Below are 14,469 nucleotides of genomic sequence, written 5' to 3'. Positions count from 1 at the left end.
TTATTCCTCGGTACAGGCGGAGGTTTTCAGGATGATCTTGCCGGTATGGGCCGACGCCTCGAGATGGGCATGCGCGGCCTGCACATCGGTCAGGTCAAAGACGGAATCGATGGCCGGTCGGGCGCCCTTTTCCATGATCAGCGGGATGACCTCGGCCTCGACCGCGCGGGCCAGCGCGGCCTTCATCGGGATCGGCCGCGCCCGCAGGGTCGAGCCGCTCAGCGTCAGCCGCTTGAACAGCAATGGCCCCATGTCCATGTCCGCGCGCGCGCCCTGCTGGAAGGCGATCTGCGCGATGCGGCCGTCGTCGGCCACCAGCTCAAGGTTGCGTTGCATGTAGCTGCCGCCGACCATGTCCACGACCACCTCGGGGCCGCGGCCATCGGTAAGGGCACGGCCCTCGGCCACGAAATCCTGCGTGCGGTAGTTGATAGAGGCCGACGCGCCAAGCGCGACCGAGGCCGCGCATTTCTCGTCCGAGCCGCAGGTGGTGATCATCCGCGCGCCGATCGCGCGGGCCAGCAGCGTCGCGGTGACGCCGATGCCCGAGGTGCCGCCATGCAGCAGCACAGTTTCGCCCGCCTTCAGGTTGGCACGCTGAAACAGGTTGCTCCAGACGGTGAAATAGGTCTCGGGGATGCCGGCGGCCTCGATCATCGACAAGCCGGCCGGGACGGGGATGCAGACATCGGCTTGGACCACGGCTTCCTCGGCATAAGCGCCGCCCGCGACCAACGCCATTACGCGGTCGCCGGGCTGAAAGCGGGTCACGTCGGGGGCGGTCTCGACCACCTCGCCCGCCAGTTCCAGTCCCAGCACATCGGTCACGCCAGGCGGCGGCGGGTAGTTGCCGGAGCGCTGCATGGCGTCCGGGCGGTTCACCCCGGCCGCGTGAACGCGTACGCGCATCTCGCCCGACTTCAGCGCGGGCAAATCTCGTCGCACCAGTTCAAGCACCTCGGGACCGCCTGCGCGGGGCGCAATGACGGACAAAGTCCCGGCTTCAAACATTTTCCTCAACCTCCCCAGGGAAAAAGCATCACCTTCAGCGCCGCGCCCTTTCGGGCTAGCGCGAACCCATCCTCGGCCTGCCCCAGCGGCAGCCGGTGGGTAATCATCCGGGCGTAAAGCGCGGGGTCCGCGGCCAGGCACGCGATCGCCTCGGCGAAGCCCCGCGGTGTCGAATCATGCGCGCCGCGCAACTGTTTCTTGCCGCGCACAAGCTGGTTCAGGTCCAGCGACAGCGGCTCGGCATGGATGCCGACAACGGTCAGCACGCCCCCCGGACGCAGAATTGCAAGCCCCTCGGCCACGCTGGCCGGACGCCCCGTCGCCTCAAGCACGACATCCGGCGCGACGTTGAAATGGTCCTGCACGGCCTCGGCCAGCTTGACCTGCGCCAGATCGGCAACCGCCGAAATGCCCATGTCGCGGGCCAGCGCCAGCCGTGCATCGTCGCGAAAGCCCGCCAGCAGCACATTGGCGCCGCGGGCACTGGCAACCAGCGCAATCCCCATGCCAATGGGTCCGGGACCAAGGACGACCACCCGGTCTCCTGGCGCGACCTCTGCCACATCGACCGCGTTGATCGAAACTGCCAGCGGTTCGGTCAATGCCGCCACGTCCAGCGGCAGGCCCGCGGGCAGCGGCAGCGCGTTCGCCGCTGGCATCCGCACGCTTTCAGCAAAGCCCCCGTCGCGGTGCAGGCCGATGATGCGGCGTGCCTCGCATCCGCCCGGACGCCCGGCGCGGCAGGTGGCACATGCGCCGCAGGTCACCGTGGGCCAACAGACAATGCTGTCCCCTACGGAAACTTCGGTAACATCAGGGGCAATGGATGCGACGATTCCGGAAAATTCATGCCCCAGCGTCAGGGGCAGAAAGGGCGCCATGAATCCATAGGACGGATCCCAGGCATGGGCATGCAGATCGCTGCCGCAAATCCCGACTGCGTGCACATCCACCCGGATCTCGCCAGCGGCGAGCAGTTCTGGCAGGTCAATGCTGACCAGTTCGGCCCCAGGGCCGGGTATGTTTTTGCGCAGCGCAAGCATGTAACCCTCCATTGGTGCAACTGCCTCCTCACAGCTAGCCTGCACCATTAGTTATCGTTATAAGCCACATGTTATAACGGCAAGTCAAATGCAATCCGCCTTCCTGGCGGCAACCGAGCAGAGGGAAGTTTGGAACCAACAGCAAGCGAGTGGATAAAACCTATCCAAAGGCAGAGCCTCAGCGAGCGTGCCTATACCAGCCTACGCGAGGCGCTGATGGAGGGCCGGATGAAGCCGGGGGACGAATTGCCCCTGCGGCCGATCTCGAAAAGCTTCGGGATTAGCGCGACCCCAATGCGAGAGGCCCTGCTGCGCCTGGTCACGGAACATGCGCTGGAGATGGACGGGCGCGGCCGGATCTCGGTTCCGCATCTGACGCGCGCGACATTGATCGAGGTTCGCAAGATCCGCGGCTTCCTGGAGGGCAACGCCGCACGCCAAGCCGCCATCGCCGCCTCGCCCGAGGCGGTTGACGCGCTGGAACAGCTCCATGTCGATCTTGGCGCGGCCCAGGACGAGGGCGACTTTTCCCGCGCCATCGGCCTGAACACCAAGTTCCACCTGAAGCTGTGCGAGATCGCGGGCCTGCCCGTGACCCATGAGGTGGTGTCGAACCTTTGGGTCCGCTGCGGGCCGCTGTTGTCGCATCTATACGACGCGGGCCTGCCGCCGAACTGGGACCCACACCCTCATCTGCGCATCGTCAAGGCAATTCGCAGCAAGGATCCCGAAGGCGCCTATGAAGCGTTGAACATGGACATCGAAGGGGGCGGCGCGGGGCTTCTGGCCCATGTCTGCGACTAGGCGCCAGCCGGGACGCATCCTGCGGCCTTCAAGCCGCATGGATCGGTGACGAAAAGCGCAGGCCGACCGAAATGCCCGCGCATCCACCCCGCCGCTATCCACGCAGCGTGTCGGCGATCATCCCCAGCGGATGGCGCAGGCCCTTGTCACTGAACCGCTCGGCCTGGCAGCGGCAGGAAAACCCCGAGGCAAGGACCGGCGCCCCGCCTTCGACATGATCGCGCCATGACATGTCGTAAAGTTTGCGCGACATGGCCTGATGGCGTTCCTGATGCCCGAAAAGCCCCGCCATGCCGCAGCAGCCCGAGGCGGCAGGCGCGGCCTTCATCCCGATAGCCGCAAAGACCTGCGCCCAGAGCGCGCCTGCGTTCGGCAGCGCGGTCTGTTCGGTGCAGTGCGACAGGATCCGCGCCGCGGCTTTGCCTTGCACCCGCACCTGCGGGAAACGCCTCCCCGCCGCAATCTCGGCCGCCAGGAATTCCTGTCCCAGCATCACAGGCGGCGGTGTCAAGCCGGCCTTGGGATAATCCTGGCGCAGCATCATGACAAAGGCCGGATCCAGCCCGATCATCGGCAGGCCGGTCGCGGCGCCCTTTTGCAGCGCCGCGACCTGCCGCCCGGCCATGCGCCGAAAAGCGGATTCCGCACCCATGTTCTGCGCGGCCTTGCCTGCGGGCCGCATCGCCACCAGCAACGGGTGATAGCCAAGGGCGCTGAAGCCCGCGATGGCATCCTGCGCGACCTTGGCATCGAACAAGGCGGTGAACCAGTCCTGCCACAGCAGCACCGCGTTCCCGGGCAGCGGTCGGTCCAGATCGGCCAGCCGCACGCGATGCGCGGCAGCGACCGGGCGGGCCAGATGGGCGGGCATGTCAACGGTCTTCAACGCGCGCTCGGCCAGCCGCCGTGCCAGCGGCCAGACAGGTCGCAGCAGCGGGGAAAGGGTGACAGCCAGCGGGCTGAGCCGTTCTGCCGCCAGCACCAGCCGATCAGACAGCGGCCGCGCATTGCGGCTGTAGTGATCTGCATAGAATGCCGCCCGCATTGATGGGATATCGACCTGCACCGGGCAACTGGAGGCGCAGGCCTTGCAGCCAAGGCAGGTGTCCAGCGCCGCCATCAGATCGTTCTCGGGCGCGGGCTGTCCCGCATCGCGGGCGACCTTCCAGGCCCGCAGCGCGTCGGCCCGTCCTTTTGGCGAATGGCGCAGGTCGCCTGTCGCCTTGAACGAGGGACACATCGGCACCGCCGCCTGATAGCCGAGGCACTGCGCGTTCCCGTTGCAGCGGAAAGCCTTTTCCAGCGGGTTGCCAAGCCTTGCGTTGAAGGGCCGGAAGGGCGTCGTCACAATCCCCATGAGCGGGCGGTCCAGCGTGACCAGCTTGCCGGGGTTGAACTGCTCGGCGGGATCAAAGGCGCGCTTGACGGATTGCAGCGCAGCATAGGCCCCCGGCCCGATCCATTCGGGCAGATAGGCGCCCCTGACCCCCTTGCCATGTTCGCCCCAGAAGATGCCGCCGTATTTCCGCGTCAGCGCGAAAACCGCATCCGAAACCGCGACCAGCTTGGTCCGGTCGGTCGTTTGGTCGATGTTCAGCGCCGGGCGGATGTGCAGGCAGCCGACATCCACATGGCCATAGATGCCGAAGCCCAACCCATTGTCCTTCAGCACTTGCAGGAAATCATCGACGAAGGCGGGCAGGTTTTCGGGCGGGACCACGCAATCCTCGACAAAGGCGATGGGGCGCGCGGGACCGTCCACCTTGCCCAGAAGCCCTACCCCGGCGGAACGGATCGCCCAAAGCTCGCGGATCTCGGCCGGGTCGCGGGCCTGGTGCAGGGCGATCTGGCCCGGAAGGCTGCGCAGCCGCTCCAGGCAGGTGGTGATGCGGGCCTGCATCTCGGCTGCGTCATGGCCGTTGAACTCGATGAAGACATAGGCGACCGGGCCTTCGGGGCGCAAGCTTTCGGGCAGGCGGGCCAGGATGCCCGCGTCCTGCGCAATGCGCTGGACCCATTCGTCCATCACCTCGATCGCGGTCGGATCGTCCGCCAGCAGCGGCGTCGCCGCAGCCAGCGCATCGCGGAAACAGGCGAAACCAGCAACGATCAGGCGCTTTTCCGGCTCGATCCGGCGCAGCTTGACGCGGATGCGGGTGATCGGTCCCAGCGTGCCCTCGGCCCCCAGGAACAGCCGCCACCATTCGAAACCGCCCGCCTCGGGACAGGCGCGTTCAAGATCATAGCCGGTGAAGCGGCGGTTGAGGCGCGGGGTCGCGTCGATGAAGGCGGCCCGACCCTGCCGCGCGGCATCCTCGGCCGCGGCCAGCATCGGCGCGGCCCAGTCCGGCGCAGGCGCAAGGCTGGACAAAAGCCCTTGCGGACGCGCGATCTCCAAACCTAGGATGTTGTCCGAGGTCTTGCCATAGACCCGTGACCCCTTGCCCGAGGCATCGGTCGAAACCATGCCGCCGATGGTACAACGCGTCGAGGTAGAGGTTTCCGGCGCAAAGAACCAGCCGTGCGGGCGCAACGTGTCGTTCAGCTCGTCCAGTACCACACCCGGTTCGACATCGGCCCAGCCTTCGGTCGCGTTGATCTCCAGCACCCGGTTCATGTGCCGTCGCATGTCCAGGATCAGCCCTCGGTTCAGGCTTTGCCCGTTCGTTCCGGTGCCGCCCCCGCGTGCCGTCAGCGCGACATCGGCAAATGCAGGGGCCTCCAGCACGGCCAATGCGCGCACCACATCCTGTCCGTCACGTGGCGCCGCGATCAGGTCGGGAGTGATCTGATAGACCGAATTGTCGGTGGACATGGCGGCGCGCAGGGCGTGGTCCGTCTCGATCTCTCCCTGGAAACAGGCGGCACGCAGGGCATCGATCAGGGATTGGCTGGGTGGACTGTCAAGCATGGCGGCCTTTCGGGCTTTTCCCTGTTGAAGCACGAAAAGGATGTTCATAAAAATAGAATGTAATGAAGATAAATTCTAAGAACACGAATCTGAACCTGCGTCATCTGCGCGCCCTTCATGCCATCCGGGCTGAAGGGTCGTTTGGCCGCGCCGCCGACAGACTGGGCGTCGTGCCCTCGGCCCTGACCGAGACCATCCGCCAGCTTGAAGAAAGCGCAGGCGTGCCGTTGTTCGACCGCCGCATGCGCCCGCCACAATTGACCCAGGCTGGTCTGGAGTTTCTGGACGACACCCGCCCCGCCCTGGAGGCGCTGGACCATGCGCTGGAACGGTTGCAGGAAAATGCGGATCTGGGTCGTGGGCGGCTGGCGCTTGGCGCCTCGCCCTCGACCATCGGGGATCTGGTCGCGCCCGCGCTGCGCCGCTTTTGCGCCGATCATCCGGCGATCGCGGTGCGCCTGCACGACGGTCCGGCCGAGGCTCTGGCGCGGATGGTCGCGGATGGCGACCTTGACTTGGCAATCGCGGGTTACGCCAGTTCCTCCCCGATGTTGGAAATCCGAGAAATTGCGCGCGACCCCTTTGGCCTTGTGGTTCCCGTGGACCATCCGCTGGCCCGGCAGGGCCGTCCGCCCCGGCTGGCCGAGATCGACCCCTCCACGTTGATCCACCTGGACGAAGGCACGGGCACCGCCCGCCTGCTGGCCGATGCCCCCGACCTGCCCCCGGCTCTGAAAAGCGGGCCGCTGCGCGTTGCCTCGACCTTCGGACAGCTTTGCCTGATCCGTGCAAGCATGGGGGTCGGGCTGCTTCCGCAAAAGGCGGCCCTGCTGTTCGACGATCCACGGGTGGTGTTCCTCAGGGTCGCGGACCTGCGGCTTCAGCGGCGGATCTCGATGATCTGGCCGGCGCGGCGGGCGCTGTCGCATGCGGCGGTGCGATTCATGGCGCTGTGCGAGACGATGCTGGGGGCCTTGCCGGAAAATCACGCAGAGGTGGAGTAGCCAGCACCAAAGCTTCGGCTTCATGTGCACGTCGCTGCCGCCCGAAAAACAAGCAGACCTGCCGCATTGCCAGTTCACGAACCAGGATGGTTTCATATCCCTTGGAGCGCGATCCTCCTGCTGGAGCCTCAGCTGTCAGCACCTCCTCCCGGCTGACACGGTCCGTATCTCGCTTGGGACCCTTGGCCGACGTTTCCCGCTTGGCTTGCCGGGTTCGCGGTTCGTCGCCTTTTCCATGCCGGACAATTTGAACGGCGGCCGCCGCGGCAGGTTCTTCAATCGCGCGATCTCGTCGAGCAAGTCCTGGTTCTCAACCTGCAGGGTAGCACGAGCCATTTCGGTCTTTTCGAGCTCGTCCCGCAGCTCGGCCACCTGTGCCTCGAGGGCCCCAAGCCGCTGCGACAGATCGACAACGAGCCGGCGCAAGGCGTCGGGAGGCAGCGTCTCAGATCCATCGTCCGAAAGCGGGCCCATGCCCTATGGAATCAGACATCTGCCACAGGCGCAACGATCATGCCCGAAAATCTGCCCCAGTTATCCCCTGCCCCTGTCTAAAACTATCAACCAGACAAGTGATCTTACCCTCATGTCCGCAATTTTTTTCTATAACGAGGATTACCGGCACACCTTCTAGAGTAGCCTACAAAATATCAAAGACCTCCCTGACGGCGTTAGCGACGTCGGGGACAAGCCAGTGGCCAACGGCCTGCAAATAGCTGGAGCAGTCAGGAAATGCTGAATCCTTGGGCTAACCGGACCTAGCGACACTTGCCGCAGAAGCATCTTCAAATGACCGTTTTATACACCCAAATAACATTGTAAGCCGGCGCATTGTGGCCATGGAAGACGGCGCGCGCCAGGCCTGTGGAGGCTCAACGGCTGTCGATCAAGCCGGTGTTCTACCGGGATCCCGCAGCCACTGATCCGATCTACGCGGACCGTTCAGGCAAGAGTGTCATGCCTTGATTTTTGACCTTGTCGATGACGCACCGACGACGTTCACCTCGTTTAGCCTGGGAGCCCGCGCAGATTTTCATGGCCTCCTCGATGCGGATGCCGTGCCGGTCCCTGACAGTCGCGGCGCACTGGCGTATATACCAGGCGGCATAGGCTGGCTGCGAGAGGATGATGAGCAGAACGACGAGACCCTTCATCCGAGCCCTCCCGGTGTCTTGCTCCACATCGCCCACTTGTGGACAACCTTCCTTTCAGGAAGTGGTCTAGGACGAAAAGCGCTCCTGCGACGGCATTGCATCGCTGCTCCTACCGCCTTCGGCACGCGAAAGCCTCGCAATTGCTGGAAAGCCGAGCATGCTTCGTGGGTGTCGGTTTCCGTGGCAGCCTTGAATACCAGCCTGGTTTTGGACGTGAGGTTCTGCAATGCGTGCTCTCCTCCCGGCCCCTTCTGCTGCTCCCCTGCCCTCTTTCGTTGGTGGCTCCGTAACCGGCCGGCCAGTATAGTTTCGATCGCCGACACTGCCGGTGCGCTGCTGAACCAGCTTGATCCAGGCACGGTCGCCGCTCTTCAGGCAGCGACCCCTGACTGAACCCTGCACGACGCGTATATGGAACTCGCTCGGCGCGTCGAGGTCTTCGACGTCCTGGCAGACAAGGTGCGCAAGATTTCCGATAAAACCGAGTCCGGTGAGGATCAGTTCACCCTGGACATTTGGGTGGCAACAATGGCCCGTCTCTAGACCTCACTATGTTCGAGACCAGCGGGCCGCCGTGAGCGAGGGGCTTAAGCAGTCGCTTAGAGCATTCTAGGAGAGAAAACCGCAGCCAATGGGGCTGCCTGCATGAGGTCGGCCTGCGTTGGGTCAGCAAGGGGAAATGCCCCCTCCTCCCTCAACTGCCGCTGTCGATCGCGGCGAACGTTGTTTGCAGGTTGCCCGCGTTCAAGGTGTAGTGGGAATTCCCACCAAGTAGAACGGTGGCCTTCCGCTCCGCATCGCATGCATTGAAGGTGACCTCAGCTCCTGTCTCACGTCTCGCACTGCAAGAACGTGGCCGACTTAGCAGCGCACGTTGCCTGATTAGCAATGACGATCCTCAGTTCGACCAAGAGCGGCCTACTAATGACCGAGAGAGCGCTTGGCTTTCCACTGATGCTCGGTTGCGATCTCCGCTCAAGGTTTGCCTGAGGTCCCGGACAGGCGCTCGAAAGCAGTCACGGGGTTGCGGGACCTGAACGGGATCATCAACCCGCTTCCCACGAGATCCAGGCGGCCGCTGATCTCGCCATGTGCGAAGGGTCAGAACCCTGCAAAGCAATCGTGGATCCCGGACTTCGGCATCACGTAGGACGCTTTACGCCCGGAGCAACGGTCTCCGGTCCCGCAATTCCTGTCCCTGCTCCGACATGAACTGCCCTGGCAGGGTTCTAAGCTTGATCTGCGTTCGCAGACCGACGCCCCCCGCGCCTGCGTGATAAGCCGTCACTGAACCAAGCCGCCATGAGAAAAACCGGGAACAGCGCGTGTTGTCGTCCGCAGGTCCGGCGCAGCTGAAGCGGTCATGGGATCAGGCACCCCGGATTATCGTGAAGCCTACAGTCTCGCCGAACAGTTTGCCCGCGGGCAAGATGAATAGAAGTCGAAGTTTAATGGTGAGCCTAATGACCTGCAATTCCCCGCATCAGCTAATTGGTTCATCACGGAATGTGGCGACATCACAAGTAGGAACAACCAAGCGACATGGCCCATGAGCAATTTTCGGAAGGCGGTAGCCAAGATGGTCACCAGGGCTGTCGTCGGGCGCATCCCGGCTGACTGTTTGTTTCTGTACTCAATGGAACACCGTCTCTGCCAGGCGGCGTTAGCTCGGCGAGGCGCGCAGCCGGATCTCCGAGGCTACATTTGGCCTGTCAGCCGCGGTCCCGCCCGGCAACTACGCTAATTTCGTTTCGGTGCAGGAAGTGTCGATCTCGAACGCAATTTGCCCGCGGGCAAACTGTTGGCCACGTTCTCCACTACGACGTGCTGCAGATCACAGGCAGACTACCACCTTGCCGGACGCAGCTGTGGGGATTGTCGGCTCGCGGAGTGTCATTAGTGGATGGTCAGCCAGGCGGACGACCACACAATGAGCGCCTGCACCGTTTCAGAGGCTTGTTTTCTGGGAAGTTAACAGTCTGCCCGCGGGCAAGTCATTGTCCGGAGAAATATGCCGATGCCAGAAGGCCACCTGACAGACCGACACAAGTCCCAAGACCGGATGAGGGCCACCAGGCACATTTAGCTTCGGGGCCTATATAGACTTCCGACTGGACGCAGATGACACGGGGCGCCGTCATGTTCCGTCGTCGGCGAATGTCGCTCTTGCGATCTCCGGGACGGGGAATTGCCGGTTGAGGCGCAGACACTGGAGAACGTGGCTGAAGCCGATTACCTCCGGTTCTATTTGAGTGAGCGTGTCAGGGCGCCGGAGCCTGATCTCCCTGTACGGGGGTGAGCACGGTGAAATGCTGCCGGATGGCCGTTATGATACTCCGGTGTTTCCAAAGCGGTTTCAACCTTTTCGAGCGTGCCTGTTCGGCAACTGCGGAACGGCTATGTCCCGTTTTGGGAGACGCGAGCAGCCGAGCACATGGGTCAAGAGATGGAACATCGCGTATGGCGCGACATCCGGTCGAGCAGCGCTATCGGGTCGAAGCTGGATCGTCGCTTGCCGGCCACCAGGCTTTGATAGTATGCGCGCATGTTTCGGACACGGCCGTGCAGCTGTACCATGATTAGAATGCTGATGGCTGAAGCTCGCTCTCCAAATTGTACTCGGGCAACTTCCAACAGGCTTCTGTCGATCCCGATCATGGGCGCGATCATCTCAGCGTGCTTCGACACGTCGCCCCAGTCACGGAGCGGTTGCGTAGCAAAACACATGGCTTCGCTGCAGGTGGTCTCTATCTTCTCCAGCAATCTTGCTTCGTTGCACTGCGTACTCTCGGTTTGCGATCGGATATCTTCGTCTGCCAGTGCCGGCTTCTTATCAAGGTCTTCTGTTTGGGACATTGATTGGTGACGGTCATTCTGACCGCCAGCGACGGCCAGATCTTCTGCCAGCAGGGCAGGGGCCTCGGGGTCATTCGAACAATCCTCTGACAGCAAGTGAGCGTCAAGGTCTCTTAGGATCGACTGAAGATCCCTCGAGTCATGCTTGCGTCGTAGTGCCTTCCGGATTTCGGCTGTGTCGACGTCAACTTGCCTGCGGGCATCGGCCTCTGCAAGGCGGGCAAGGATCAACGTCCGAAGGTGGCGCTTGAGGGCTTCTTCCTCCCGATGGGCGGACAGCAGGGAGGTCCATCTCTCAATCCCTAAGATCATGGGACTGAGGTCGAACCCAAAAGCTTCCAGCGACCCGTCGACAGGATTGCGGGTGGAGAAGCGCTTCCTGTTGGGGCTGTCCGTGCGCCGCACCAGTCCGGCATCGATCAGGCGGGCGGCGTGGCGGCGAATTGTCTTCTCGCTTAAACCTCCCAGGCGCCGCTGAAGCTCCCGGTTGGAGGCGAAGCAGGTGTGGCCCTTTCCGGGCCTCAAGAACCCGACCATTGTCTCCAGGGTGCGAATTACTTCGCTCTTGATCCCGATCGAGGCGGCTGCTTCTCGAACCACCCTGAATGCGGCCCAGACGTCCATGTCCTTACGCGCAGACAAGGGGGAGCCGATCGCCGATGCGTGCATCGGCGTGATTGCTTTCACATATGTCATGGTCCTATCGCTTGGGCGACCGCAGCCCCATACGTATCCGATCCCTGGCCGCTTCCTCACGGAAACGTGGGCAAAGTTATTCCGTCAACCGAATCGGTTGTTCTTGACGGATCGGAGGAGAGGGAATAGACCTGAGGGTGCGAATCTACAGATCAGGGCTCTCCGGGGGGATACTTCGGGGGGCTCTTCTTTTTTACGGTCTCCGTTGCTCTCCTTTCTTGTTCGGGTTGACAGAAGGGGAGGGGCTCAGCCCTCGCCCCGGTTTTTCTGCCACTGTTCGTGAAGAAGGCGGACGGCGTCGTCTGCGTTCTCTTCGAGCCACTGGCCGAATTCAGGCTGATGATGAAGGGAGATATTCAAGGACAGTAGCCTGTGGCTCCTCTTCATGTTTCCGATATGGCGTCCTCCGATATCGAAACGCCGAGGAGGAGGACCGGATTGCCCACGGGCAATCTGTTTTTCTTCACCAGATGCCATAGATGAAATCTGTTCATTACCAGAAACTTGGGCTGATCTCTTAAAGTTGTCTGGACCTTTTGCCCGAGCAAGTTCCAGCAGATGGGCAAACCGGGCGTTGCTGGTCAAGGACGTCCAGTTTGGACCGGTAAAGTCGAGAAGGGCTGCCAGATCGACAGCGTGATCACGGGCCAACAATGCCAGTTCAGTCCAGGGCCGGCGACCCACGTCGGGGGCAGGGCCTACAGCGGCCAAAACCGCCTCAGGGATGTTTTCGGCCACGGTTACCATGCGCGAGACTGCGGCCGCGTCGATCCCGAGCGCGTCCTGGATCACCTTGGTGGAGAAGGACCCCTCACGCAGCGCCAGGACGAACATGGCCTTCTCTATGAAAGAGGGGTCAACCCGGAGGTTGTTTTCTTGGCCTTGGGCAATGATTGCTGCTTCGTCCTCAAGGCTTCTGATGATCGCCTTGACGGTGAACCCCGGCCCAAGAGAGCGGATGGCAGCGAGGCGCCTGCGACCATATACGATCGAGAACCGGTTCATACGGCCCCTGATCGGACGCACCAAGATCGGCACTTGCTGGCCGTGGTCGCGTATGCTCTCAGCCAGCTTCCGGATACTTTCGGGATCAAACTCCATCCGGTCTTTCACACCGCCCTGATCGATATGGGCGGGGTCCAGCTCTCGGATAGCGTTGGCTGAAACCGAGCGCATAGACTCGCGCAGGGAGGTGATGGCAGGAGCCCCTGTCTCGCGGGAGGCAGGCGAGGCGTTGGCAGGATCAGGGGAGGCCTGTTCGATCGCGAGATCGAGGATGTTCTTGCGTCCCATCATCGCCCCCAGGCTTTTTGGATCAGGCCCTCAATCTCGTCACCGACAGCGTTCGCGCTCTGAACGGCGCGATCGAGCGTCTTCTTGACGAAGTTTGAAGGTTCAACCTCGTAGACCGTCTGCTGCGTCATACCGGCATCGCTGATTGCCGTGGACTTCAGCATCGGCTCGACCAGCACCTCTCCGCCCAGGATGGCGCGGAGGTAGGAGGCCATCTGAGTTTGAGGACCGTCGGAAGGCTCGTAGCGGGTAAGGAGGAATTTGACGAAGTCCCAGCTCACCGGCATTCCACTATGCTTCTCGATGGTCTGGACGAGCTCGCCAGACATCTTGAGGAACTGGGACATGGAAGCGATGTCGAGCATGCTGGGGACCACCGTCACCACGAGAGCCGTAGACGCTGCCAGGGCGGACAGCGTCAGAAAGCCCAGCTGCGGCGGGCAGTCGATGATCACGAGGTCATATTGATCCTGGACGACGTCCAGCTGAATGGCAAGCCGCTCCTCGAAACCGGGCGTGACACGCTTCTGGAGCGCATAGGCCGTGGTCGTCTCGTATTCCGACAGAACAAGACCGGCGGGCACGAGGTCGAGATTGTGGAAGTAGGTCTTGAGGATGACCTCCTCGATCGAAACCTGGTCATCGTCGTAGCGCAAGGCGTCGTAGATCGTTCCGCTTTCCTGAAACTCGAGTTCGGGCCTATAGCCGAACAGTGTCGTTAAGGAAGCCTGGGGATCGAGATCAACAGCCAGAACTCTGTAACCTCTGAGTGCATACCTCTGGGCAAGGTGTATCGCCGTGGTGCTTTTGCCCGAACCCCCTTTAAAATTGACCACGCTCAGGACCTGAAGCCGGTCCGACGGTTCCCTTCGGCCGGGCCGAAAGCTTGAAGCGTTCTTGCCGGTCCGGAACATGTGATCCCGGATACCGTCCATATCCTCGGCGGAATACCAGCGGTAGCCGCGGGCATCGACCTTCGCCGGAGGGAACTCTGGGTCTTCATTGCTCCTGATGCGGAGGTTGGAGGGGGAGATGCCGGTGAGGTCGCACATCTCGCGGGCCGAGAAGAGCCTGAGGGTCTTACTGCCTTCGGGTTTGTAGGCGTTCTTCATTTGCCGGTCGAGCGAGTCAGCCAAGTTGTCGGCGAAGGACGTGATTCGCACGGCATCGATGGCGCGACGCTCTTGAGAAAGGCTCATGTCGTTCATACTACGTGCCCTAAAACGGTCCCTGAGTAGGGTTCATCTCAACATCTTGAGGGGGTAAACGGCCGATTGACAGGTTTCGTGCGTCAATTGAAGATGCCCCCATTAACTTGACTGGTGCCACGCAACATATTTTTCGGCAATCATTTTCTGCATCAGTTTGTGAATTGCCAACGCAGTGAGTTAGCGCCTGACCATGAGCATTCCGTTCAGATGCTTGAATCTAATGGATAAAACATCATCATTCAATGGGAAGGGATCTTCAAGTGTGACATTGCCTACAGCCTCTGGAGGAGAATGCACGTAATCCATCATCCGTTCTGCGACTCACATCCTTGTCCGGCGAGACCGACAGCCCCACCGACTCGAGCTTCGGGCTGTCAAGCACACCGGGCAGGAAGCGGACGTGCAGCGAGCGACCCGCGCGATCTAGGATGCGGGGATCACGACCCTCTCGAAGGCTGACAATGCTTTGGAGGGTGTCCAGCGACC

The 14,469-nt window shown here is 62.2% G+C and carries 10 protein-coding genes; 2 read left to right on the top strand and 8 right to left on the bottom strand.

The window, feature by feature from the left end; all coding sequences use genetic code 11:
- A complete protein-coding gene (locus RAH32_RS18525; RefSeq protein ID WP_306609915.1) occupies positions 1-1,011 on the bottom strand; it encodes an NAD(P)H-quinone oxidoreductase in 1,011 nt (336 codons plus the stop codon).
- 5 nt (positions 1,012-1,016) lie between these two features.
- A complete protein-coding gene (locus RAH32_RS18520; RefSeq protein WP_306609914.1) occupies positions 1,017-2,054 on the bottom strand; it encodes a zinc-dependent alcohol dehydrogenase in 1,038 nt (345 codons plus the stop codon).
- 129 nt (positions 2,055-2,183) lie between these two features.
- Between RAH32_RS18520 and RAH32_RS18515 the strand changes: the two genes are divergently transcribed.
- On the top strand, positions 2,184-2,858 hold the full coding sequence (locus RAH32_RS18515; protein ID WP_306609913.1) for a GntR family transcriptional regulator: 675 nt from the start codon (positions 2,184-2,186) through the stop codon (positions 2,856-2,858).
- 94 nt (positions 2,859-2,952) lie between these two features.
- Here RAH32_RS18515 and RAH32_RS18510 read toward each other — a convergent pair whose 3' ends face one another.
- A complete protein-coding gene (locus RAH32_RS18510; RefSeq protein WP_306609912.1) occupies positions 2,953-5,769 on the bottom strand; it encodes an FAD-binding and (Fe-S)-binding domain-containing protein in 2,817 nt (938 codons plus the stop codon).
- A 62-nt stretch (positions 5,770-5,831) separates the two neighbouring features.
- Here RAH32_RS18510 and RAH32_RS18505 point away from each other — a divergent pair, with 62 nt between their 5' ends.
- Positions 5,832-6,773 carry a LysR family transcriptional regulator gene (locus tag RAH32_RS18505; protein WP_306609911.1) on the top strand — a complete coding sequence of 314 codons (942 nt, stop codon included), beginning with the start codon at positions 5,832-5,834 and terminating at the stop codon, positions 6,771-6,773.
- 135 nt (positions 6,774-6,908) lie between these two features.
- Here RAH32_RS18505 and RAH32_RS18500 read toward each other — a convergent pair whose 3' ends face one another.
- The 5 genes from RAH32_RS18500 to repA all read right to left on the bottom strand — a co-directional run bounded on the left by RAH32_RS18500 (position 6,909) and on the right by repA (position 13,980).
- Complete coding sequence (locus RAH32_RS18500) at positions 6,909-7,247, bottom strand: hypothetical protein (protein WP_306609910.1); 339 nt, start codon at positions 7,245-7,247, stop codon at positions 6,909-6,911.
- 455 nt (positions 7,248-7,702) lie between these two features.
- A complete protein-coding gene (locus RAH32_RS18495) occupies positions 7,703-7,927 on the bottom strand; it encodes a hypothetical protein (RefSeq protein WP_306609909.1) in 225 nt (74 codons plus the stop codon).
- A 2,439-nt stretch (positions 7,928-10,366) separates the two neighbouring features.
- Complete coding sequence (repC, locus tag RAH32_RS18490; protein ID WP_306609908.1) at positions 10,367-11,479, bottom strand: plasmid replication protein RepC; 1,113 nt, start codon at positions 11,477-11,479, stop codon at positions 10,367-10,369.
- 246 nt (positions 11,480-11,725) lie between these two features.
- Positions 11,726-12,775, bottom strand: coding sequence for a plasmid partitioning protein RepB (repB, locus tag RAH32_RS18485; protein WP_306609907.1), 1,050 nt, complete (start codon positions 12,773-12,775; stop codon positions 11,726-11,728).
- The gene (gene repA / locus RAH32_RS18480) at positions 12,772-13,980 is read right to left on the bottom strand and encodes a plasmid partitioning protein RepA (RefSeq protein WP_306609906.1); all 1,209 of its coding nucleotides are present in this window, start codon (positions 13,978-13,980) and stop codon (positions 12,772-12,774) included. The genes repB and repA overlap by 4 nt, the downstream gene beginning before the upstream one ends.
- Between the last annotated feature and the right edge of the window lie 489 nt (positions 13,981-14,469).

The organism is Paracoccus yibinensis (assembly GCF_030846195.1).
In the GTDB taxonomy this organism is placed as follows: Bacteria; Pseudomonadota; Alphaproteobacteria; order Rhodobacterales; family Rhodobacteraceae; genus Paracoccus; species Paracoccus yibinensis.
The sequence above is the reverse complement of the archived record's forward strand: the minus strand, read 5'-3'. Positions and strand labels throughout refer to the sequence as shown.